Source organism: Acinetobacter sp. Res13-Abat-PEC15-P4-01 (genome assembly GCF_015676285.1).
In the GTDB taxonomy this organism is placed as follows: Bacteria; Pseudomonadota; Gammaproteobacteria; order Pseudomonadales; family Moraxellaceae; genus Acinetobacter; species Acinetobacter nematophilus.
The window spans coordinates 234,686-258,795 of sequence record NZ_JADAIN010000031.1 but is presented as its reverse complement, the minus strand read 5'-3'; the positions used below and the strand labels follow the sequence as shown (position 1 = coordinate 258,795).

At 37.5% G+C, this 24,110-nt stretch carries 15 protein-coding genes and 1 tRNA gene; 6 read left to right on the top strand and 10 right to left on the bottom strand.

All coding sequences use genetic code 11. The features are described 5' to 3' along the window. Window positions 1-13: 13 nt before the first annotated feature. Window positions 14-259, bottom strand: coding sequence for a hypothetical protein (locus IMO47_RS12530; protein ID WP_196076529.1), 246 nt, complete (start codon window positions 257-259; stop codon window positions 14-16). Window positions 260-468: 209 nt separating this feature from the next. Further along, window positions 469-1,548: a DNA/RNA non-specific endonuclease gene (locus IMO47_RS12525; protein ID WP_196076530.1), complete on the bottom strand. Its 1,080-nt coding sequence runs from the start codon at window positions 1,546-1,548 to the stop codon at window positions 469-471. Window positions 1,549-1,844: 296 nt separating this feature from the next. On the opposite strand from IMO47_RS12525, the gene IMO47_RS12520 reads away from it, so the two are divergent. Next, window positions 1,845-2,195 (top strand): hypothetical protein, encoded by a 351-nt coding sequence (locus tag IMO47_RS12520; protein ID WP_196076531.1) that lies wholly within the window; start codon window positions 1,845-1,847, stop codon window positions 2,193-2,195. 47 nt (window positions 2,196-2,242) lie between these two features. Here the strand turns inward: IMO47_RS12520 and IMO47_RS12515 are convergent, their stop codons facing one another. Further along, window positions 2,243-4,123, bottom strand: a complete 1,881-nt coding sequence (locus IMO47_RS12515) for a potassium transporter Kup (RefSeq protein ID WP_196076532.1) — start codon at window positions 4,121-4,123, stop codon at window positions 2,243-2,245. A gap of 120 nt (window positions 4,124-4,243) precedes the next feature. On the opposite strand from IMO47_RS12515, the gene IMO47_RS12510 reads away from it, so the two are divergent. Both IMO47_RS12510 and IMO47_RS12505 read left to right on the top strand, forming a co-directional pair. Continuing rightward, a tRNA-Ser gene (locus tag IMO47_RS12510) sits at window positions 4,244-4,334 on the top strand. Between the two features lie 181 nt (window positions 4,335-4,515). Next, window positions 4,516-5,688 carry an integrase arm-type DNA-binding domain-containing protein gene (locus IMO47_RS12505; RefSeq protein ID WP_196076533.1) on the top strand — a complete coding sequence of 391 codons (1,173 nt, stop codon included), beginning with the start codon at window positions 4,516-4,518 and terminating at the stop codon, window positions 5,686-5,688. Window positions 5,689-5,769: 81 nt separating this feature from the next. Here the strand turns inward: IMO47_RS12505 and IMO47_RS12500 are convergent, their stop codons facing one another. From IMO47_RS12500 to IMO47_RS12485, 4 genes are all read right to left on the bottom strand, one after another. Next, the gene (locus IMO47_RS12500; protein WP_196076534.1) at window positions 5,770-6,777 is read right to left on the bottom strand and encodes a PoNe immunity protein domain-containing protein; all 1,008 of its coding nucleotides are present in this window, start codon (window positions 6,775-6,777) and stop codon (window positions 5,770-5,772) included. 5 nt (window positions 6,778-6,782) lie between these two features. Beyond that, window positions 6,783-8,384 carry a hypothetical protein gene (locus tag IMO47_RS12495; RefSeq protein ID WP_196076535.1) on the bottom strand — a complete coding sequence of 534 codons (1,602 nt, stop codon included), beginning with the start codon at window positions 8,382-8,384 and terminating at the stop codon, window positions 6,783-6,785. Beyond that, on the bottom strand, window positions 8,384-11,458 hold the full coding sequence (locus IMO47_RS12490) for a type VI secretion system Vgr family protein (RefSeq protein WP_196076536.1): 3,075 nt from the start codon (window positions 11,456-11,458) through the stop codon (window positions 8,384-8,386). The genes IMO47_RS12495 and IMO47_RS12490 overlap by 1 nt, the downstream gene beginning before the upstream one ends. Window positions 11,459-11,554: 96 nt before the next feature. Continuing rightward, window positions 11,555-12,499, bottom strand: a complete 945-nt coding sequence (locus IMO47_RS12485) for a hypothetical protein (RefSeq protein WP_196076537.1) — start codon at window positions 12,497-12,499, stop codon at window positions 11,555-11,557. A 628-nt stretch (window positions 12,500-13,127) separates the two neighbouring features. On the opposite strand from IMO47_RS12485, the gene IMO47_RS12480 reads away from it, so the two are divergent. From IMO47_RS12480 to IMO47_RS12470, 3 genes are read left to right on the top strand one after another with little or no spacing between them, the layout of a single operon-like run. After that, window positions 13,128-14,699 (top strand): recombinase family protein, encoded by a 1,572-nt coding sequence (locus IMO47_RS12480; protein WP_196076538.1) that lies wholly within the window; start codon window positions 13,128-13,130, stop codon window positions 14,697-14,699. Then, the gene (locus tag IMO47_RS12475; protein ID WP_196076539.1) at window positions 14,681-15,571 is read left to right on the top strand and encodes a ParB/RepB/Spo0J family partition protein; all 891 of its coding nucleotides are present in this window, start codon (window positions 14,681-14,683) and stop codon (window positions 15,569-15,571) included. The genes IMO47_RS12480 and IMO47_RS12475 overlap by 19 nt, the downstream gene beginning before the upstream one ends. A 13-nt stretch (window positions 15,572-15,584) precedes the next feature. Further along, window positions 15,585-16,460, top strand: a complete 876-nt coding sequence (locus IMO47_RS12470; RefSeq protein WP_196076540.1) for a plasmid partitioning protein RepB C-terminal domain-containing protein — start codon at window positions 15,585-15,587, stop codon at window positions 16,458-16,460. A 186-nt stretch (window positions 16,461-16,646) separates the two neighbouring features. Here the strand turns inward: IMO47_RS12470 and IMO47_RS12465 are convergent, their stop codons facing one another. The 3 genes from IMO47_RS12465 to IMO47_RS12455 all read right to left on the bottom strand — a co-directional run bounded on the left by IMO47_RS12465 (window position 16,647) and on the right by IMO47_RS12455 (window position 23,871). Next, complete coding sequence (locus IMO47_RS12465; RefSeq protein ID WP_196075828.1) at window positions 16,647-19,781, bottom strand: HsdR family type I site-specific deoxyribonuclease; 3,135 nt, start codon at window positions 19,779-19,781, stop codon at window positions 16,647-16,649. Between the two features lie 78 nt (window positions 19,782-19,859). Further along, on the bottom strand, window positions 19,860-21,113 hold the full coding sequence (locus IMO47_RS12460; protein WP_196075829.1) for a restriction endonuclease subunit S: 1,254 nt from the start codon (window positions 21,111-21,113) through the stop codon (window positions 19,860-19,862). Between the two features lies 1 nt (window position 21,114). Then, window positions 21,115-23,871: a type I restriction-modification system subunit M gene (locus IMO47_RS12455; RefSeq protein ID WP_196075830.1), complete on the bottom strand. Its 2,757-nt coding sequence runs from the start codon at window positions 23,869-23,871 to the stop codon at window positions 21,115-21,117. Between the last annotated feature and the right edge of the window lie 239 nt (window positions 23,872-24,110).

Genomic DNA, 24,110 nt, shown 5'->3' with positions numbered 1-24,110 from the left:
ATTGAGCGTATATTTAAAGAAATGGGTTTTCTATTTCACCTTCACTTTGCCGAACAATCTGCTCTGGCAGATCACTTTGCTTCTCCAAAGTTGCCACAATATCATTCAGATAACTTTGTAAAAGTTTGGCTGCCTTCAAACCTGCCTGATCCTTGGTAATCTGTAAGTTGCCATAGACATTGACACAATCCAGTTGATTTTCTAAGGTCAAATCATGAATTGCATGCGATTCCGTATCATTTTCAAAAGCTTTAAACATTTTAATTTTCTCTATTTTTAACGTTATAACCAAAAACCTGCTTGTATACGCCCTTTTTAGCATCTTCATTCAACTTTAAAGCACCGCCCTCATCGCCTGAGTCAAGGGAGTAGCCAGCTTAAATATCAATATGCTTTAGGCTGCATCAGTATTTCTTGATGAATAAAACAGTTCCAGTATAGATAGATTCTCTCCTGATCCTGCTTTAATTATTTCAAAATTTGTAAAATATAATGTAACAAAGCTTCCGCCAATTGTTTTACCAAAGCATCTTTGGTTTCTTCATCGACTTTAGGCACACCAATAGTGCTGTTCGATGTAGAACGGCTGCCAGGCTGGAATTGCTTTTGTACTGCTGTGATCTGATCTTGTGGCACAGCTTCGGCACATTGACTTTCTGCATCCCAATGAGAATATTCGATTTCCTTATTGGCTTTCACCTGATTGGCATTTAAAGGCAATTTATAGGTATTGCGCTTTTGTTCTTCAGTGAGCTGTGGAAATAAGTTGATCCCTAGCTGTTCCTCCAAATAACATACGCTGACGACTTTGACCTGCAATGAATTATTATTCGGTGCGTAATAAGCACCGATAATGCCATGTTTAGGCAAATAGATGGCTTTAAATACAGCGGTTGGAACGATCACTCCACGCCCAATCGTTTTGAGCTTTTTGCCACTAAACAATGGTCCAGTCACCACATAAACATCTTTTTTTTGCTTGGTCACAATTGCACGAGTGGCTTCTTCCAGTTCACGCCAGACTTGCTGATTATTTTTAGGCGCTTGCGGCACCATATTCGCCAAAGAAAAGCTATCGAATTGAGAAACTTTTGTCGACATATCGGCATTGGGTGACATATGCCCTCGGTCATAACCAGAGCCACGATAATCAGACAATAGCGCGCGATGCTGGCTGCTGATTCGCTCCTCTTCATGGAAGCTGTCTTCGCGCTTAATCTTTTGGCTTAAACGCTGTGGCGATAAATACTCTGCTGTCCAAAGTGGTGTTTTGGAAACACCCGAATACATCACATTAAAGCCATTAAAACACAGAGGATAACTGTTCTTTTTTAAACTGTCTTTCATCAAGATCGGCGGTTGATCTCGATAGAATTGATTTAAGCATTCAGCATTCAGAGAGCCGCCCTGCGTAAAAGGCAACAATTGCATAATTTTTTCTTGACCAAATGCGATCGCAAAGCTTCCAGTAGCCACAAGACCCAACACCAATTTAACTACTGAATTTTTCAACAAAAACCATCCCAAACAACATGAAGAACAATACATTCAAGTCAAACCCTATTCAGTTTTGACTTGAATGAAACAGCTTAACAAGCTCAGGCAATGAAAGATATTATGTGAATATTCAACTGAATAAAGCTTCTACAGATTTAACTCAATAAAACAATTCTGCTGTTCACAATAGAGGTTCTTAAAAAAACCAAGAAATTAAATCACTTCCCTGCTCTTGCTTGCACTTATGCTTTAGATTATGTCATGTTGATTCAATATCTTCGACAGCCTTGCGACATAATCTGTCGTATGATTTATATTTATCTATCCTATTTGCGGAATCACAGAGCATGCAAATATGCCGACGATTCAAACTCCACGCCAGATATGGAATGCTGCTGATCTTTACTTTGCTGCATTGCACTGCTTTTGCTGTTTCATCAACATCACATCAGCGTGTTGAAAAGCAATCCCCAGCCACAATAAAACCTCGTTTAGCGGATAAAAGCCAACATCATCAGCACTTAAAAACAACAGGGCTTCCCCCAGTTAAGCCTGCTCCACGTATGTTGGAAGTCATTCCAAAAGATCCTAACTCGACTGAGCCACGCCGAATTATCGATATTGCCCCTGTTCCGCGACACAAAGATCCCTCGCAGAATCCATCGTCCGCACCCACCTCAATACAGACAAGGGATTGAAACAAAAAAAGCCAGAATTACTTCTGGCTTTTGCGAGGTTGAGCGTTTTAGATCTCGATTTGACTGCCCATTTCCACCACACGGTTCGGTGGGATTTGGTAGAAATCACTGACAGGACTGGTATTACGTTGCATTGAAATAAACAGCTTTTCACGCCATGGCGCCATACCCTCACCCACAGTATGAATTAAACGATCACGTGAAATAAAGAAGCTGATATGCATCATATCGAACTCAACTTCAAGTTGCTTATATGCCAGCTCAAGTGCATTCGGAATATCCGGCTGATCTTTAAAACCATAATAAACAAAGACACGTTGAAAGCGATCATCAAGAACTTCAACACGAATCCGTTCTTGGTCAGGTACATAAGGCACATCACGGGTAATCACCGTCACCATGATATTGCGTTCATGCAGCACTTTATTATGCTTAATATTATGCAGCATCGCATGCGGTACGATATTTGGGTTACCTGTTAAGAATATCGCTTGTCCGGGTACAAACTGAGTTTCATCACTCAAGCTCACACTTTTAATAAACAGGTCCAGTGGCAAAGCATCTTTTTCCAAACGGTTAAAGACAATTTCACGTCCAGTTTTCCATGTCATCAAAATGGTAAATACGATTGCACCGATCAAAATCGGCACCCAACCACCAGATATAATTTTCAATGAGGTTGAGCCAATAAAAACACTGTCTATCACTAAAAATGGCACTGCAAATAATGCCACTTTCCACTTTGGCCAACGCCAGAAACCATAGGCCAAAATTGCGATTAAAATCGTGTCACACAGCATGGTCATGGTGACTGCCACACCATAAGCATTGGCAAGATTGGCACTGTTTTGGAAAATTACGATCAGCAGCAGGATTGAAACAAATAAAATCCAGTTAATAAACGGTAAGTAAATCTGTCCCTGCTCGACATCAGAGGTGTGATGAACCGTTAAGCGAGGTAAGTAGCGCAGTTGGATGGCTTGGTTTGCCATTGAGAATACGCCCGTAATCACCGCTTGTGAGGCAATCACTGCCGCTGCTGTTGCCAAGGCAATCATCGGGTACAGGCCCCACTCAGGCACGAGTAGGTAGAACGGGTTTTCGATCGCACTTGGATCACGCAGTAACAGCGCCCCTTGTCCTGCATAATTCAGTAAAAGACAAGGCAATACGATAATAAACCAGCCTAAACGAATCGGTAGTCGCCCAAAATGCCCCATATCTGCATAAAGTGCTTCCCCACCTGTTACGGTCAGAATCACCGCACCCATGGTTAAGAAAGCAACAAAAGGCTGATGAAAAATAAAGTTTAATGCCCAGTGTGGACTCAGCATGCTGAGTACATAAGGTGTTTGGCTAATACTGTGAATCCCGATCAAACCGATGGAGGCAAACCAAGTCAGGGTGATTGGACCAAAGAATTTCCCCATGGTCCCTGTACCGTGTCGTTGCACAAGGAACAATGCGGTGAGAATCCCAATCGCCAAGGGCATTAACCATTTGTTAAACATTGGTGTGGCAATACTTAAGCCCTCAATGGCAGAAAGCACTGAAATGGCGGGGGTAATGATCCCGTCACCAAAAAACAGCGATGCCCCGATAAAACCTAAAGCAATCAGGAAAATTTTTCGATTATCTGGAATTCGGTTGGAACGTAAGTTGAGTGCCAGCAAAGACATGATCCCGCCTTCACCATTGTTGTCTGCCCGCATGATGACAGTGACATATTTAAAGCTGATGGTGAGCATCATGCACCAGAAGATCAGCGATAGTATCCCCAGCACTGTTGCTTCAGTGATGGCGATGTGTGCAGTGAGAAAACATTGGCGTAGGGCGTACAAGGGACTGGTTCCGATGTCTCCAAATACCACCCCTAGTGCTGCGAGTGTGATCGCAGGTAACGCGGCTTTTTTTGCAGTACTTTGCATAGATTCGTCTTCAAAAATTAGACACTATTTTTGCGCAATCATATCACTGTGAAATTTTTTTTGCTCTAACTCAATTGTTGCTTGGCAGAATTCTTTTTTTTGGTTATCATCCTTCGCCTTGGTGAAGTGTCCGAGTGGCTGAAGGAGCACGCCTGGAAAGTGTGTATACGTTTATAGCGTATCGAGGGTTCGAATCCCTCTTTCACCGCCATTTTCAATTCTTACAATATCTCATGATGTCTTTAAAAGCTTAAACCTAAAGGGTTTAGGCTTTTTTTATGTCTGATATGATCTACTTTATCTGTTGCAAGCTTGATGTGATTGGGGGTATAACTGGGGGTATACTAAATTACCCCCAAAATTATACCCCCAAATTCTGTGGAAACATTACAATGCTTACAGATGCTCAAATCAGAAAAATAAAGCCATTAGAAAAGAAAACTAAATACGCTGATGAAAAAGGCATGTATCTAGAGGTGACCCCTTCTGGAGGAATGCATTGGCGTATGAAGTTTCGTTTGAATGGAAAAGAGAATATCTTCAGTATTGGTACATACCCAGAAACGACACTCGCCCAAGCTCGCCGTGCCAGAGATGAAGCTCGATTGAAATTGAAAGATGGGATTAACCCTAACGAAGCAAAAAAGCAAAAAAGATTACAAGCAGATGAAAATACACTTTTTAAAGCACTTGCTATGGAGTGGATGGAAGATCGTAAAACCGTCATAAAAGAAACCACTTACTTACGAGATCTGTCTGTATTTGAAAAAGATCTCTTCCCTGCTTTAGGTCACATGCCAATTGATCAAATTAAAGGTAAAGATGTACTTGCATGTGCTAAAAAAATTGAGGCTCGTGGTGCTCAGGAAATGGCAAAACGTTCAATTCCTTTAGCTGGACGTATTTTCCGTTTTGCAATCCGTAAAGGGTTGATTGAGAATGATCCAACTCCACATCTTCAAGAAGCGCTAAAGCCTCGAAAAGTGAAGCATATGGCTCGACTGGATATCTCTGAGTTCCCACCTTTTCTTGAGCGTATGGATCGTTATCATGGCAATCCTATGATCAAGACCGCAATACAGTTAATGACATTAACATTTGTGCGTACTGCTGAACTGAGAATGATGGAATGGAATGAGATTGATTTTGATAATCATTTATGGAGAATTCCTGCTGATAAAATGAAGATGGCTCAACCTCATATTGTTCCATTATCTCGACAGGCAATTGAACTGATTGAAGGATTACACCCACTGACGGGAAATAAACAGTACGTTTTTTATAATCACAGCACAGCCAAACCAATGAGTAGTAATGCCTTACTCTGTGTAATTCGAACAATGGGTTATAACGGAAAAATGACTGGACATGGTTTTCGTGGACTTGCATCAACGACATTACATGAAAAAGGCTATATGCATGATGCAATTGAAATTCAGTTAGCGCATAGAGTTGGTAATGCTGTGTCTCAGGCGTATAACCATGCACAGCATTTAGAGTATAGAATTAAAATGATGCAGGATTGGTCAGATTTTATTGATGAGTTGAGAAAAAAAACTATTTAAATCCGAGAACTAACTTATTGTATTGATACTCTATTGGATAAAATAACTCACCATCATCAGGTGAGTTATTTTTTATCATTTTTATAGGTCCATATACCAAATGGTTAGACCCCAAGCATTATTCGGAATCTCTGGCATAACTTCACCTTGGTTAAAATGACGCTTTTCCATATTGTTCGCAGGACTATACCACTCACCCGATTGTGGGCAGACTTCACCTGCAACGCAACGTAGACGACTTAAACCATCTTCAGGATTCCCTTGTTGGTCTAAAGGTGTGTATTGACTTCTGGCATAATCAACCAAGTCTTTTGGATAATAAGGTTTATCTCGATAACTACTGTCATCTACACGTAAAATAATTGTAACTGCTGCTGCTTCAAGTGACCAATAGCCTGGGAAAAAACTACTTTTATGACGGCCATGATACGGCTCTCGTTTGCTTGCACCATACCATTCATCCATATACTGAGACATTAGCTTCGGTCGATCTTCTTCTTTTGCTGCAAATACTTTATCTAGTTTTCTATAGGGCAATTGTCTTAAATAAATATTAGAAATATCTCTGTCTGGTAACCAAGGTGAGACTAACTTATCTAATAAAGCATCCTGTTCATCATTTTCGTAAGCCAAAATATCCATAATAGTTGATAGATGTTCAGGCTGGGCGAATAAGATGGAAAAGCAGACTAGTTGCAATGCTTCCCAATACTCATCGGTTGTCAATTCTAAATGAGGGACTAAGTGACCATCACATTCACTACTTTTATGAAAGTTGATATGGTGTTTAGCTAGAATTTGAAATGATTCAACAACTTTAGGGAAATATTTAGCAAGGTCTACAACATCTATTCCCGCGGAATAACTATATATAATTAGTTCCAAACTCTCTTTGAATAAAACATTTGATGCATTCATTAACCCTCCATAGTGATAGCCATCTACAGATAAATTTTCATCATTAAGAGATTTAATTGTCTCAGGAATACCATCTAATGCAGATGAAACAACCATTTGGTAATCTTTATATTTTTGATATGGTTCTCTCTTTTGTATTTTCCAACTACTTTCGTTAAGTAATGTGATCATTAGAACTATTCCATTAAAGCTGTATCAGGTAGTAAAATAACAGGTTGTTGAATGTTGTGTAATTTTCCTTTGGAACGATCATGCTGTTCATATTGCTTACCAGTTACCATATAAATTTCACGAAAATAAATTGTAATTGGACGCCTTGATCTTTGAGCATTCCTGTATTCAAGGATTATTTGATTTTTATACCCTGAGGATATTGAATCATCAACCATTATCGATGCATTAATCCATTTATGACTCATCTGGCGACCTTTAGTCTTTGTACCACCTAAACCAGCCTTGCCTTTACTGCCTTCCAAAGCACCCTCATTCTGAATAGAAGTTTCTGCACTGGTTGATCTTTTTCCTAAACCTGAGTGTTCATCATATTCCGTCTTATCATCAAATATTTTGCCAATCTCAGTACGATTGCCCTCAATAGCTTTGGCATCTGATTGTGCCATACCAGCTAAAAAAGAAAAATGACCAAAAATACTTCCCTTCGTTTCACCCACTAAATACTTCCGACCTTTATGACTTCCAAACCACAAATGATCTATACCAGTTTGGTTAATGTCTTGTTTACGTATGCGGTCACCATTCGCATTACGCTTTAAACGATCATATTCTTCAATCAGACGACCATGATCATTAACTTTTCTTAAGGTTTTACGTTTTTCTTTAGAGTAATAATCTACAATATGTTCAGCAGGAACGCCTGTAGACCAACGCTTTTTCTTTGCTTGGCGTATTTCATTACTTTTTTTAGGTTTTGGTTTTGCTGAACTTTGCGCTGTCGGTGCCTTATCCTTAACTTGTTTAGGTGCACCACCTCGCTGTGGATTTGAAGGTCGTTGAGATGGTGATGGTGTTGTCGTTCCTTTACCACCTCCACTCCCCTTACCAGATCCAGTCGGCACTACTGGTCTTGCTGGGACTTGGTGACTTGCTTTTCCAACAGCAGTCGAAGGTAATGGTGGATGCATATTCAGCATTTGATTTACTGTTTTTTGGATTTCAGCAAATGCAGAGTTAATATATTTAGGAGCATCCTTTTTGACCTGTGTCATCATCTGGACAACTTCTTTAACTTTTGCTCCACCCATAACTTGTTTTGCTAACCAAGAATCAAGTATATCTATAAACTCATCTAACATCTTGTTTAATAATGTAAGACACTCATTTTTCAGTTTATTCCAATCCATTTCTTTGAGTGCTTTTTTGGGATCAATCTTGGCATATTTACGCATTGCATCAAATACACGCTCTGCATTCTGGCCATTTTTTGCTAGCTTAAATCCTGCTTTGAACGCATCACCAAAACCCGGAATACATCCAATAAGCGTAATCACTAAATCTACCCACCCCATAACATTTGCTGGGGTTGCAGAAACAATAATAATGCCTTTAATGAGATCTCGCAGGTCAAATAGCTGTCCTACGACAGGAACGCAACCTAAGATTGCCGTCACAATAATCTGGCTTGGTCCGGTACCACTACCATCAACCAATCCTAAAAACCAAGTACCAACATCATCATCAGCTTTTTTTAGTTGTTGTTGAGAGACATGCGGTGGAATACTTCGAGTTGCATTTGCAGGTACAGAAGGTAAATTAGCCATTAAATATCACCTTCTTGAAAATTACGCTCTGTTTCATCCTCATCATCTGTTAATTCTTGGGAATGAGTTTCTGTGTAAGATTTAGTTTCAGGATTAAATTCATTTTCTAAAATATAGTCATCATAATGATCATGTGTAATGTCACCGCCATTCTGCATTTCTTCAATCTCATCATCGAAAAAATTATCAGTTAAAAATGACTGATATGAATCCGCAAATGAAGCCCTAACAGTTGAAACCTCACTCTCAGACCTAACTTTCTGATTTAATATTGGGTTTTCTAGGAGTTCGATGAAATGTTCAGGTTTAGTTCTTATATCTTCCCCATATAAAATTTTTGCTTTTTTTCCAAGCTCTATATTTTCAATTTTTGCATAACCATTTTCATCTAGTTGTCCCTTTTTGCTTGTGCCATCTTCAAACAGTAGCTCATAAGTTGCTTGTTTAACTGGTGACAAGTCTTCATAGACATAATTAAGTTCGATGAACCCCGTATTTTCTCCTATGACTGGTAAATAAGGTAATTCAGCACTAACACTTGCACCACTAGTAAATTTTTGCTGTCCAGATTTCACTTCAAACAATCCACCAGTCGTCGCAAACACACCTGAACCATTGATTTTTACTTCAGAGGTATCCGCAATCAATCTAATTTCTTTAGGACTCGTAATATAGATAGCGTCTTCTGTCGATATGATTTGAACCCCTTTACGTGCGATCAAATCAGCACCATCACCCTGAGCTTGAATTTCTAGCTTGCCTTTGCCTGCAAATAATCTTGCTCCTTCCTGAGCTGCGAATAGGCTGATCTTATTTTGTGCATGTGCAACTATGTTCTTTTGCGTACTGAAATTGATACTATTGCCCGCACTGTGATTAATTTGTCCGTCTGCTGAAAGATGAACATCTTCATTACTTGCTAAGCCAATAGAGTTCGGTGAAGTTAAAATCATTAGTGCTTGTTTAAAGGCTTTTGCTTTTGTCTCACTTTCTTGTTCGATTTGTTCAATAAACTGTTTTAGACCATCCAACATTTCTAAAGGATCAGTTTGTTGGTTTTTCGCAACTTCACTTAAAGCTTTTGAACTATTTAAGCTCGATTCTAACTGCGATTTTGTTTCAGCCGCATCCAGATGATTGCCCGATGCTGAATCTTGAGCAAAAGTAGAAAGCAATAAGCCTTTTTTCGCTCTTACTGCACCCCATTGATCAGTTCTTAGTTCAAAGCCTTCGCCACGACCTTCACTGGTCTCGGTTTCTTTAGGATGACTGAGATTACCTAAATTGAGTTGGCTTACGCCATGACTACTGTGCAACTGACTGCTGATCTGATTGGTCGTATCGTCAAATCTCAGTTGGTTGTAGCCACTACCCTGATATTCTTTACTTTTAATGCCTGAAAGTTTTTTGGTCTCTGGTAGTTTGCCTTTGTCATCAAACTTAGTCGGATGGCGGTGTCCTTCATGGATACGTCCCACCACGAATGGTCTATCAAGGTTACCATCAAAGAAATCTATAACGACCACCTCTCCAGCTCTCGGTAGGAACCGTGCCCCATAGCCTTCACCTGCCCAAGGGGTGAGTACATCGACCCAAGCTGAATCTGTGTCATTGTCGTTAGAACCTGCACCACCATCATGGCTATGATCTTCACTGCGAGTAAATAGGAAGCGAACTTTAATCCGTCCCCATTCATCAACATGAATTTCTTCCCCACTTAAGCCAACAACTCTGGCACGCATTGGATGGGCAGTTGGTCTTTGGGTTAGGGGATTATATTCAGGAACAATCTTAATATTACGTCGTTGTAGAACCAATTCATTGGCTTGGCGTTCTTCACTGTTGCTTGTGATGATATTGGTGGTCTGCCAATCACTTTGTTTCAGCAAAGTTTCAACTTGGTGGGCCAAGTCTTTCGGTAAATTATTCTGATTATAAAAGCGCTTCGCTATGATCAGAAACTGCTTATTTTGAGACTCGAGTTGAGATATGGTCGGATGTTCATCTAGCTCAAAAAAATAACCAACATGTGCATCTCGTACAGTGGAAGTAGCTGTAAATTGTTTGGCTTGTGAGTCGTAGTAATTACCCAAGTTTTCATTGAACTTTTCAATCTGACTGTTGCCTGATTTGGTTGCACCATCTTCACCATTCAAGTCTTGTATCCATGCTGGGCTAAAGTGCCAAGCTTGTTCTAAACCTAAACTGGTGTTGTCGTAGTTTTCACTGTGCTGATGGTTACTTTGAACAGAGCCTGCACCCTCTTCTGTTTCCAATGCATCTGCTTGCCATCGTTGGATATGCACTGCCGTCGGTTGAAGTGTACGTTGTCCTGTAATATTGATGATCGAATCAGAAGCTTCTACAGCAGAACTGCGATGAAAACGGATGTTACGTCGATCCAATGCTTGGTACTGATCATTGCTGTCAACAAGTCGTAGTTTTTGGGGTTGGATTTGTTCACTTGAACTGGACACTTTAAGCTGTGCTTCATCGATTAAAGTTGTAATCCCTTCCTCAGAAAGAAGCCTTTGAATGAATTCGGCATCTAATTCATTATTCTGCATAATGAATGGTCGGACATCATAGTCCTTGGTTAAGCCGCTTTTATCCAGTGTAAGACTGGTTGCAAACAAGGAACTTCGTTGTTGCCACTCAGAAAAAATGCATTGAACGATGTCCACAACAGATTTCGCCATGAACACTCTCGAATTTCTACGATATTTCCACAGCGCTGTCGGATCTTCTACAGTTAAACGATAAATTGTAAGGGCACCATCAGAGGCACCGACATCTGCTTTGGTCACAATGCCTGAAATTCGATTGAGTTCGGATTGATCGTTGACAATATCAATGGCGACTTGAGAACCAATGAAGGTCTTTAAAGGCAATTGAGCATTGGTTGAAAGGCAGATCAGCTGTAAGTGAATTCCGTCATTGAGGGCATGTGTGCCATCAATACGCTGAAGGAAGACTTGATCGTTGAGCATATCATTGCTGAACTTTAAGTGTATCGCACGTTGTTTTGCTGTAAGACCTAATTGCTCCAAAGCAGCATAAATATTGTTAGACATAGTTTATTATTGGATTTTAGATTGTGATCCATTCTACTCAATTACTTAATAATCTGTCTATACAGAACTGTCTATGATCATGTTCAGTACGACAATTTATGTCTCATTTTGTTTCAGCTTCTTAAGTAAATTGCGGCGATAATCCACTTGCCCTTTTGTGATTTGGAATAGCTCTTGTATTTGCTTTCGTTCTAAATTTTCTAACTCAAACTGATGTTGTCTCACCCAATCATAATCAGGTACTTTAGTCTCAACTACGATACCTAATTCTTTTCTGACATAAGCTTTTGCTTTCTGTAATTGAGATTCAGTCATATTTAACTGTAAAGCAAGACTTTTATCAGTTTGCCCTGAATTCAAAAGTAAGTCTTTATTGTCCAAAAACCATTGTTTTCGCTCCTTTCTTCGTTGCGCTCGTTGGATTCCAGTTATAGGTGATTGATTTTCCTCACACATTCTCAAATGTATGTCTCGTGCAATACTAATATGCACATTAAATTGTTCAGCGAGTTCGACAATTGTGTTGCAATGTACAATCTCATCTTTATGTTGTAAAAACATTTTTTCTCGCTCTACAACTTTGTGCAATGATCGACGTTTAAGCGGACCCGCAATGCCTTTACATCGCTGAAGATATCTCGCGTACCATTTCACTTGTTTTTTTGTCAATCCGTATTTTTCAAATAGTGTTTCAAAGCTTTCCGTAAACAACTCATCTTGATGGGCATAGACCCATTCATAATCTGCTTTTTGCTTCTTTCTCTGAATGTTGAGCTCACGCCTAAAACGCGTTAAAACATGCTTAGAAACTCCAAGTTGTCCTGCTAAGTCGTCAAGTTTCATGCTGCTGTTTTGCTTAATATAATCCGCAAGTTCAGACGTAAGTATATTTCCTTGGTTACTTCCATATACCTGCTCACTCATCCGACCTTTATATATCACCACTCCATTAATTAAATGTTTTTCCTCATAAACGTTCCAATCCTCACCCTGCCAATCCTTGATTATCTTTATTGGGTATAAATTATACTTTTTTGCCATAATAACTGAAATTTATTGTGTTGATGAATAACTCTTGTTTTATCAACTTCAGCTTAAAAATTGAAGTGTTTTTAAAAAAATGTAAAGAATTTGAAATTTTTTTGTGATTTAACATCAAAGTTATTTTCATTCAAAGGCTTGATCAACCTAGAATTAACGAAATTTAGAAAACTCTATTTAATCAATTGGTATTACTGTTTATGGATGAGCTTTCAATTAAATACATTGGCGGTGTACTTTACGGGCTCAGCCATGTATCCAATGTCGATGAGTTCAGCTATAAATATACCATGACAGGAAATGCCACTAAATATACAAAAAATAATGCAAGGGCAAATGTTTTTTTGTGGCTAATACAATCAATTAAAAGTTTGTCTCCCACAATTTCATTACAATTCAATTATTTTAAAACATAAAGTTGTGCACTCTTGATTTCTATTTTTTTCAATTAGCACATCATAGTTATTAGTCACAACAATGTCATAATGTAAATTTAGACTTAGACTTATTCAAGAGTAGTGGAATGACATCTTATTAGAATATTTTTTCCATTACGCATTTTTTATAAATCGTATTCAGCTTTTATCCCTTTCACTTTTATTTCATAAATTTTACTTAGGTTACTGTTATGGATTCAAACACCGCTGAACCACAACAAACTACTGAACTAGACAAGCCTATATTAGCGGCATGTTATGTCCGCATGTCTACAGATCACCAACAATACTCAACGTTAAACCAATCCGATAAGATTCAAGAATATGCAACCGCTCACAATATAAAAATCATCAAAACTTATTCTGATGATGGAAAAAGTGGACTAAGTCTAAATGGACGTTCTGGACTCCAACAATTAATACTAGATGTTGAATCACAAAAAGTTGATTTTAAAATTATCTTGGTTTATGACATAAGTCGTTGGGGTCGTTTTCAAGATGCTGACGAAAGTGCCTACTACGAATACATTTGTAAGCGTGCAGGCATTAATATCATTTATTGCGCTGAACAATTTGCCAATGATGGAACAAACTTTTCCAATGTCATGAAAAGCTTTAAACGAACAATGGCGGGAGAATATAGCCGTGAATTATCAAACAAAGTTTTTATTGGCCAATGCCGTTTAATTGAAATGGGTTTTAGGCAAGGCGGAACTGCTGGCTATGGCTTAAGACGAGCTTTGATTGATCAACATGGTAATTTAAAGACATTACTCAGAATGGGAGAACACAAAAGCTTTCAAATGGATCGAGTCATACTTGTAGCAGGACCAAAAGAAGAAATAGAAATTATCCATAAAATTTATGAATGGTTTATCCAGCATAATCTGACTGAATCTCAAATCGCAGAAAAATTGAATTCAGATAATATAAAAACTGACTTTGACCGTGCATGGACTCGAAATACAGTACATGAAGTGCTTACCAACGAAAAATATATAGGTAACAACGTTTTCAATAGAAAATCATTCAAACTCAAAAGGGTTCATATATCTAATCCTGAAGAACAATGGATTAGAAAAGATCAAGCATTTGAAGCAATTGTCCCTTTAGAAATGTTTTATACGGCACAAGGTATCATTCGAGAAAGGTCACGCAAATACACAGATGAAGAATTACTCGATTTATTAAAAAGCTTATATCAAAAACATGGTTTTTTATCTGGCATAATCATCAATGAATCTGAAAGTACTCCTAAGACAGGCGTTTATTCCAACCGTTTTGGAAGCCTGCTTCGAGCTTATGAGTTAATCGGGTTTCAACCTGAACGAGACTATCGTTATATTGAAATCAATAAATTTTTAAGGAAATTGCACCCTGAAATTACACAACATGTTATCAGTGAAATGGCTAAGTTAAATGGAGCGAACATTCAAAAAGATCCATTTAACGATCTCATTTTCATCAATGACGAGGTCAGTATTTCACTCGTTCTTACTCGTTGCCACCAACTTGGTAGTGGAAATTATCGCTGGAAAGTTCGTTTCGATACAATCCTGAATCCTGATATATCTGTTGTTGTACGCTTAGATTCAACAAATACAGCGATTAAAGATTATTACCTTTTACCTAGACTAGATTTTATGTGTGACAAAATTAACATTGGGGAGTTCAATTCAGTGGAGTTAGAAAGTTTTAGATTCGATAATTTAAACTATTTAATTGGAATGGCGGAGCGTGTCAAATGGAAAAGCGCGAGTTAACACAGTTAAGAGAAACCTCGATTCAACTTATTAAAATAGAGCAAATTGAAATTCTAAATCCGAGGGATCGAAATCCAAAAATCTTTGCAGAAATTATTGAAAGTATTCGTAAAGTGGGCTTAAAAAAACCCATTACAGTAACTCAGCGTATAAATAGTACCTTTCAATATCAACTTATTTGTGGCGAAGGAAGGATACAAGCTTTCAAAACTTTAGGAGAAATTGAAATTCCCGCTAGAATTATTGATGTTGATCAAGAAGATGCTCTGATTATGAGCCTGGTTGAAAATATTGCAAGAAAGCAACATAGGGCTTTAGATCTACTAAGTAGTATTGAAAGGCTATCTGATTTAGGCTATGACAAATTTACGATAGCCCAAAAAACGGGGCTTGTCCCTGAATATATCCAAGGAATTCTTACCTTGTTAAAAAATGGGGAAGAGCGTTTATTGTATGCTGTTGAACAAAAACGTATCCCATTGAGTATTGCTTTGACTATTGCAAAAACAGCAAATAATAATCCTGAAATGCAACTGGTTTTACAAGAGGCTTATGAGATGGGAAATTTAAAAGGAAATCAACTTTTACAAGCAAAGAGAATAATTGAACGTCGACAATTTTCAGGAAAAAGTCTGGGGTATGGTCAATATCAAATCAACAATAAAATTACGGCAAATGACATTGTTAAGACTTATCAAAAAGAAGTTGAGCGACAACAAATTGCTGTGAAAAAAGCTGAACAAACTAAACAAAAGCTAAGTTTTATTATAGGTGCTCTAACCCATCTAAAAGCTGATGAACTATTCAGTACACTATTAAGAGCAGAGAATTTAGATACTATGCCAAAATACTTAAATGAACAAATAAACTAGGGTGGTGATAAAAATGAAACAAACCAAAATATCATTCTATTTTCAGCCTTTATATCTCCGCCCAGAACAAATATTAGTCACTAGAAAATTAGGACCACATATTCCATATACCAGAAAATACAAGCAAATCAAAGCGTCCATTCTTGAGATAGGAGTTATTGAACCATTATCTATTTCAGAAATAAAAGGTGATAAAAATTTATTTTCGCTACTTGATGGACATCTGCGGCTTGAAATTTTAAAAGAATTAGACCATGCCGAAATTCCATGTTTACTTTCAACAGACGATGAAAATTATACGCACAATAAGCAAATTAATCGCCTTGCAACAATTCAAGAACATTTTATGATTCAACGAGCTATTGAACGAGGTGTAAGTGAAGAGCGGCTAGCAAAAGCTCTCCATATGGATATCAAATATATTAAATCAAAAATGAACTTACTCAATGGCATTTGTCCAGAAGTTGTTGAGCTATTAAAAAACAGAGAAATTTCACATCAGGTTTTTCCTTTTTTAAGAAAAATGAAGCCATTAAGACAAATTGAATGTACAGAACTTATGTTATCTGTGAATAACATAACGATGACATATGCAAAGGCATTACTTGCAGCAACTGATATCAATATGTTAGTTTCGCCTCCAAAAATAAAAAAAAATAGCCCTTCAGTTGATGCCATCAAAAAAATTGAAAATGACATCTCTAGTTTACACTTACAATATAAAGCAATCGAACAAAGCTACGCGCAAGATACGCTTAACCTTGTTATTGCTATTGGCTATATTAACAAAATCGTATCCAATGAAAATATTAAAAATCATTTAGTAAAATATCAGCCAGATATTTTATCTGGCTTCGACACATTAATTAATTCAAATGTGGTTAAGTAGCTTAACTAAAATTCAAATTATTCCATTAATTTTCAAAACCTTATCGCACCACAATATTAAATATAATATAAATTAACGTCAAAACATTCAAACGTCCTATATTTTCACGGATCTATGTAATCAAATGAATATTTTTGTATGTGATGGTATAAGGTAGTTGGTATTTCATATTAATGACCATCCATCCTAGTCGACATTTGAATTTTTCAAAACAAACTCTTTTAAAAAGGCTGCAACTTTCACATTGACTTTGAAAGGTGGTATCGCCTTTCCTTCTTCCTGCTCAAAATGTTGCTTTGCCTTTGTCTTATCCACAGTATTCAATAATGTATCAAAACGTGCAAATTCATTGATATTATTTTCATTGACATGCGCGCTGATCAACTGTCTTAGTTTTGACTCGTCTAGACCAAAAGAAGTCGCAATAGCATGTATTTCGTCCTCTTTGGCTTTAAATTGATACTCCGTAATATAATCTCTAAACGATTTATCTTCTTGTAATTTCACATCACCACGTTGTAAGTCATGCAAAAAGATATTGGCAATTCTTTGTTCATTATGCGTCAAAGCCGCAAAACTCTTATGTAACTCATTTAATGCGGCTTCAAGTGATATAGCTTTTTCACCATCATACAATGCTTTCAAATATTTGGTAAATCGACTGTTCATGTAATCTGAATCAATCTTATCAGTATCAATTTCAGTTAAATATCCCTCAACTTCAAATGGAACACTACCGCCACCACCACCGCTTCCAACTTCAGAAAATAACTCTTTGTATCGTAAAGCTAAAATTAAATAAGTCTGTTGGTCTATACAAACCTCAAATGGTGGCTCATTTGATTGTTTATCATCAAAGCAATAGGTAAGTTGCTTCCAATTAAAACCTTGAATTTTTGCAGCCTCAAGATGCTCATTGAACTGCTTAAATAGTTTTGCAAACTGACCACAATCATCTTTGTCTTCAGGTAACTTTTCAAAGTTTTCGATACCCGCACTTTTAAACAGTTGTTCTATATCAGTAAAAATCGCGTTTAATTTATTTAGGTTATCTTGCAGTTTATCTACAAATAAAGCCAAAGGCTTATCGCCTGAATACAACTTAACTGCTGCATCAATATTACGTTTCATCGTATGCGGACGTCGGTAATATCGAATGATACCGAATGGTTTATCTTTACCAAATAAGCGGTTGGTACGTGAGAATGCTTGAATCAAGTTTGCATACTCAAGCATCTTATCCAAATACAAAGTATTAACCCATTTAGAGTCAAAACCTGTCAGCATTTGATCAACAACAATCAATAGCTCAAGCTGTTTTTCAGGGGTATGTTCTACACGCTTATATAATTCTTTATGGGCTAAACGGTCAGCAATATCACGCTTCATTTTGGCGTGGGTGGCTAAACTGAACTCCATGCCATAACGATTATTATAGTCGCTTATGATCTCAACCAAGCCATCTTCTTTGAATTTAGCATTTTCATTATTATCAATATTTGGATCAAACAATGCCGTAATTTTTAGCTCAGGTTTTAATTTTTTAAATAAACGATAATATTCAATTGCTTCGGCAATACTACTGGTGGCAAACATGCCATGAAATTTATTATTTTGGCTATATTGAATCCAGTTCTCTAAAATATCTTCAACCACTTTATTTTGATGCTCAGGACGACGATACTGCTCTGTTGGCAAGTAATCTTCAATTCCTCTGATATAGTTGTTGGCTTTATCCCAATGACCTGCCATAGCAACCTGACTTTTATCCATAAAGCGTAAATAAATTTCTTTCTTTTTAGGATCAGCCATAGCCTCTCGAACAGTATTGGCTTTTGCTTCATCCAAAGCCACAGCTTCTCGTAATTTTGAATCTTTATAAGTTGAAATCAGGTAAGGATCAAAACCGAGTACGTTTTTATCTCGAATACCATCTGCAATACTGTAACGGTGCAACTCATGACCGAATACTGTTGCGGTGGTATTCATATTCTTTTCATTTTCGTCTTGAATCGGCGTCCCTGTAAAACCAAAGAAGACTGCCTGAGGAAAGGTTTCTTTAATGGTAATGAGCATATCGCCAAAGGTTGAACGGTGTGCTTCATCTACAATAATGACGATGCGCTTTTTCTGCATCTGCTCAATATCATGGGCTTTTAGACCACCCTCTTCTTGCTTGATATTACTCATTTTTTGAATTGAGCTAACAATCAGGACTTCGTTCGGATTGGTACTTTTGAGTTTGCTAATCAACGCATAAGTATTTTCAGTAGATTGTACAAAGTCGTCCGTGTCTGCAAAGTTATTGTATTGCTCTAATGACTGCGTGCCGAGCTCAATACGATCCATCAAGAAAATCACTTTATCTGCATCTTTAGAGGTTGCAATCAGATAAGCCGATTTAAAGCTGGTCATGGTTTTACCTGAACCAGTGGTATGCCAAATATAACCACCTAAACGATCTCGCCCGTCCCACTCGATACGCGCTACACGGTCAGAAATAGCACGAACTGCAAAATACTGGTAACTGCGCATGACCTTTAAAACGCCATCGGTTTTATCTGCTACGGTGTAAAATCCAATGAGCTGATGTGCCATCGGAATAGACAGCAAATGCGCAGCAATGTATTTCCAATAATTGATTGGTTCGTTGTTAAAATCTGCCCAGTTAAAATAGTAATCTGAGTTAAATGATCCATCTGGACCGGGATTGGCAAAGTATTTAGTTTCTTCTGGATTCATCGCTACAAAGATTTGTACCAATGAAAATAGCCCTGAAAAAATACCTGAACGGGCATAGTTTTCGATTTGATGTGCTGCCTGACTGACAGGGACGCCTGAGCGTTTCAATTCAATATGAAACAATGGCATACCATTGATCAGCAACATAATGTCGCCTTGTCGATCATTTAAAATCGTTGAAGACGTTGGGAATTTGGGTTGTTGTACGATTTGGTAACGGCTTTCCCCAGCTGCGATTTGCTGGCGGTCATAAATACTAAGGCTTATTTCTTTACCTAAGTGTGCTGGATCATTTGGGTTGTCTCGCTTGATAGAAACAGTTTTGCCATTAATAAAGCCATTGAGTGCCAACGGTGTACGCAAAGTTTTAATTTGTTCGAGTATTTGCGCCATTTCGGAGTCAGTCAGTGGCTGACCATTCAGCCGATCTATACCGCTGTTATTTTCAAATAAAATTTTTGCCCAGTTGTTAATTAAATCCTGTTCCGTTGGATTTTTTAGAACTGTGCTTTCCCACCCTTTGTTAAAAAGAGTTTCGATAAATGCCTGTTCAAATTCTTTTTCGCTTTTAAATGTCATGGTCGATTTGCTTTTATCAAGTCAATTTATAAAAAGTCTCCCTTTTACAAAGGGAGACTTAGAGGGATTAATATAAATTCAAACAAACATCTTTTCTAAAAAAGCCTGTTTTAGTTTTTTTAAGGTTTGAAGCTGTTGCTGTTGTAATACTAGAGTTTCATCGAGCTCTTTGAAAAAACTCGCAATAGCTTTTTGCTCATCATATTCAGGCACATCACAAACAAAAGCCAAAATTTTATTTGGGGAAGTATGTTTTACGGTTGTACCTGTGGCAGATAAAACAATATATTTATGATACGACTCAGTTTGTAACAAATAGAAAAGAAAACCTTTGTCTAATTCATCGTTCTCAAAAGTTATTAATCCTAACCGTTGATTATGGAGTAATATTTTTCCTCGAATTAAAGGAACCAAAGCAGGTAAACCCAAAGTGTCACTTTCTTTACTCAAATCAGTCATCGTTACTAACAGATCATTTTCTTGAAGTATATAATTTTTAGGTACTGCACCATTATAGTAAATGAACTTCTCAGCTTTGAAGCCACCACCAATCATAAAATTGCCAGGAGTCAATAAACATAAATTTGTCTCAGTTTCACTGAAATATGTCCCATCAAATGCAAAGCCATGTTTAATCGAAATAAAATTGGATAATTGAAAATTCCTCCACTTCTCACTAAACCCTTTTAAACGAATCTCAGGTTGCGTACTTCCTGCTTTTGGAAACATTTTTTCCAGCATGGCTTTTTTAAGATTTTGTGTTTGAGTCAGTTTCTTTTCGTGTAAGGCAATAGATTGGTCTAGATTTCGGAAAAAATTACCGATTTGGGTTTGTTCACCTGATTCAACTGATGGGGCAAAAAACTCCATTTGAGCAAGCTGATTTCTTGAAATTTCTAAAAAAGTAGACCCTGAAGCTTTACTCAAGGCAAACTTCTTGATTTTAGCTCCCATCGAATAGAGGAAATAAACATCAATACTATTGGCAATAAAAGATTGAAATCCTTGATTCGTTGCAGCTGGTTTACCCAATATTGCCATATCGCCAATGCCAGCTCTTGAACTGAATAACACTGTTTTCTTTGCAGGCAATACTTTTGCAGAACTATTTTTTAACCCTGATGCCGTGATCTTTTTTAGACTTCCATTAACATAAACATTCTCACCAATTTCAGTAGGCGAATACCAATCTATATCACCATTCCAAAATTCAGGCACGTTAGTATCAGGTGTTCCACCGCCTACAATATCAACAACTTCTCCTAATGTTGTTTCATTCCAATCATTTTTATACTGACTAAAACGAAGCTCAGGACACGTTTGCTTTTCCAAATTAAGCCCCTTTTAACAATGCTTGAAACTGTGCCAAACCTTGCATATCAAAATCATCACCTGTTAAATCATCTATCAAGTCAGCAAGACTATGCTCCGCTTCAATCAACTTTTGCGTGGTTTCAGTATAGGTTACGGCATACTTATCTGCCAAAGCCTGTACCACATCAGCCAAATGCTCAATCACTTCATTCGGCAACGCCAAAATTACAGATAGAATTGGTTGTACCCACTTCGCTTCCAACAACTCTAAAATTTGTGAATTTTCTAGTGCTTCAATCGTAGTTTTGGTCAACAAATGCAAGGTATTGGCATCGGCTTTAATCTCGGTTTTCAGCTCTTTTTCCTGTGCAAGCAAATCTTCCACTTGGAACAACTTCGCTTCCAGAGAGTCTTCCGCAAAAGTAAAATTAGCTTGTAACGTTTTTAAATACGCTTTCACTTTTCCTACTGCATAAGTACCGTTTTTATTGGCTTCAATCTTCGCCCACTGTACTTCAGGATGTGCCTGAACAAACTGTTCCTGTTCTGGCTTTTTCGCTTTATTGGCAAGCAATTCTAATAATTCATTAATCGCACGGATTTCTGGCGTTTCAATATATTCGAATGCCTGTTTCAATGCTTTAGAAATTTCTGCTGTAACAAACGCATCATTGGCATCGTTCAACAAAGTATCTTTATCTTCCTCAGACAACGAGTCCATGATCGCTTCAATTTCAGCACTGGCTTCAGTTAAAGCACGTTCTTTATTTTGCAACGCAGTGAGTTCATCAATAAGTAAATGTTGTTGTACCAAATCAAATGGCAACACATAACCCACCCAACCGTCTTGAACTTCCTGCTCTTTACCATCTTTCTTTTTTAAGACCATGTTAGGATTTACGACTTTGACTTTGTTCAAACCTTCTGTTTGGATAATTTCCAAATCTCCTATAATGGTTTGCCATTGATCATCCAAGGCTTGATAGGCTTGATATTTGTCAACTAAAGCAATATTTTCCAAACGCTTGAAAATATCCTGACTTAAAACATTTTCCTGCTGTGCAATATGCAAAGACTGCATCTTACCAATGAGTTCAGCTTTTAAATAATCATGGAAATTGGCAAAAGCCGTATTAAATTGCGTTTTAAATGTTTGAACATTGGCATGCTGATGAATAGCGTTACTGATTTCTGTCGTGGCTAAATCGACATAAGGTGTATCGCTGTCAGTAAATAAGTCTTGGCGTAACTGAGGGAACGCCTTCCAATACTCGGCATAAGCATCAATTTCTTTCTTTGGAATACCGCCAAACATGGTGGCATAAATATCCCAAGTTTCTGCTGTTGCAGACGAGTCTACATAACGAGGAATATTTAAGTTATAACCTTGCTCACGGATTTCTTCCAAGCTGACCAATTTAGAAAATTGCTCAATGTCTTCACGCTGTACAACGGCATCAACAATTTTCTTAATGTTGGATGCTTGTAGATGGTTATTTTTACCAACCTTGATAAAGCCTTTCGATGCATCAACAAAAAGCACATCACTGCTTTGTCGACGTTGTTTTAAAATTATGATTACAGTTGGAATACCTGTACCAAAGAAAATATTGGCAGGTAATCCAATGATTGCATCTATATGTTTATTTTCAAGCAAGTTTTTACGAATACGTTCTTCTTCACCACCACGGAACAATACGCCGTGTGGCAAAACAATCGCCATGATGCCATCAGGTTTTAAATGATATAGATCATGTAGTAGAAACGCATAGTCCGCCTTGGTTTTTGGTGCTAAACCAAAACGAGCATAACGTGGATCAGATTCTTTATTCGCTGAATCCCATGCTTGAGAATAAGGCGGATTAGACACCACAGCATCGACATACAACGGTGTATAAGTACTGATTGGATCATGGTCTTCAAAATACGGCCAATCATCCTCTAAAGTATCGGCATTTCGAGCCACAATGTTCGCAGGCAAAATACCACGCATCACCAAATTCATACGGGTTAAGTTATAGGTATTTTCCTTTAACTCTTGTGCGTAATATTTGATTTTATTTTCATCGTTGACGTGCTTGGCAACTGAACTACCAATATTTATCAATAGCGACCCAGAACCACTGGTTGGATCGTAAATTTTGATTTCTTGCTGATCTTTTAAGTGATGCGCAATGATTTCAGACATCAACACAGATACTTCATGTGGAGTATAGAACTCACCTGCTTTTTTACCTGCATTAGCAGCAAATGAGCCAATCAAATATTCATAAATAAAACCAAGTACATCGTAGTCTTGCTTGTTATTCATCGGAATAACTTTGATCAATTGCAATAAATCACTGATAGCTTTGGTTTGACTGTTTGAGTTGTCACCAAGTTTACTCAAACCTGTTTCTAGTGTTTTAAAAATACCATCGAATACTTTTTTATGTGATGGACTAATTAAACGAGAAAAGGCAGACAATGCATCACGAACATTGGCAACGTTGAAGTCATTGCCTTTTTTCAGCCATGTCGAAAACAGATTGTCATAAGCAATAAAATAGCCTATACCATCTTTAATAAATTCAACCGTTTCTGGGTCTTCTTCAGTGAGTGCTTCAATATCTGCTTGACTAAAATCTTTCGCTTCTAAAAAGGCTTGTTCTTTGTCAGATAAAAACTTGTAGAACATGAACCCTAAGATATAGTCTTTATATTCATTTGCCTCAATCTTTGAGCGCATTTTGTTTGCTGAGTCCCAAATTTTGGAAGCGAGTTGTTGCTTGTTCATAGGTTGTCTACAATGCTTAAAATTGGTTTAAAGCTCTCCTAAATATTCAAGAAAGCTAGAATTGCTTGTATTCTCACTAATTTGAGTACGGTTCTCAACCTATTGTTTCATTCTGGATTAAAAAATCTAATCAAAGAAATCTATACGCAAGATTTTGCATATATTGAATACAGCAATTTATTAACTATGCGAGAAAACACTTACTACCAAAGAAAACACTAAACTCCTTGTTATTACTT

Excerpts from the sequence above, each read along its gene's own strand:
- IMO47_RS12530 (WP_196076529.1), bottom strand. The coding sequence starts at position 259 with ATGTTTAAAGCTTTTGAAAATGATACGGAATCGCATGCAATTCATGAT.
- IMO47_RS12525 (WP_196076530.1), bottom strand. The coding sequence starts at position 1,548 with ATGTATTGTTCTTCATGTTGTTTGGGATGGTTTTTGTTGAAAAATTCA.
- IMO47_RS12520 (WP_196076531.1), top strand. The coding sequence starts at position 1,845 with ATGCAAATATGCCGACGATTCAAACTCCACGCCAGATATGGAATGCTG.
- IMO47_RS12515 (WP_196076532.1), bottom strand. The coding sequence starts at position 4,123 with ATGCAAAGTACTGCAAAAAAAGCCGCGTTACCTGCGATCACACTCGCA.
- IMO47_RS12505 (WP_196076533.1), top strand. The coding sequence starts at position 4,516 with ATGCTTACAGATGCTCAAATCAGAAAAATAAAGCCATTAGAAAAGAAA.
- IMO47_RS12500 (WP_196076534.1), bottom strand. The coding sequence starts at position 6,777 with ATGATCACATTACTTAACGAAAGTAGTTGGAAAATACAAAAGAGAGAA.
- IMO47_RS12495 (WP_196076535.1), bottom strand. The coding sequence starts at position 8,384 with ATGGCTAATTTACCTTCTGTACCTGCAAATGCAACTCGAAGTATTCCA.
- IMO47_RS12490 (WP_196076536.1), bottom strand. The coding sequence starts at position 11,458 with ATGTCTAACAATATTTATGCTGCTTTGGAGCAATTAGGTCTTACAGCA.
- IMO47_RS12485 (WP_196076537.1), bottom strand. The coding sequence starts at position 12,499 with ATGGCAAAAAAGTATAATTTATACCCAATAAAGATAATCAAGGATTGG.
- IMO47_RS12480 (WP_196076538.1), top strand. The coding sequence starts at position 13,128 with ATGGATTCAAACACCGCTGAACCACAACAAACTACTGAACTAGACAAG.
- IMO47_RS12475 (WP_196076539.1), top strand. The coding sequence starts at position 14,681 with ATGGAAAAGCGCGAGTTAACACAGTTAAGAGAAACCTCGATTCAACTT.
- IMO47_RS12470 (WP_196076540.1), top strand. The coding sequence starts at position 15,585 with ATGAAACAAACCAAAATATCATTCTATTTTCAGCCTTTATATCTCCGC.
- IMO47_RS12465 (WP_196075828.1), bottom strand. The coding sequence starts at position 19,781 with ATGACATTTAAAAGCGAAAAAGAATTTGAACAGGCATTTATCGAAACT.
- IMO47_RS12455 (WP_196075830.1), bottom strand. The coding sequence starts at position 23,871 with ATGAACAAGCAACAACTCGCTTCCAAAATTTGGGACTCAGCAAACAAA.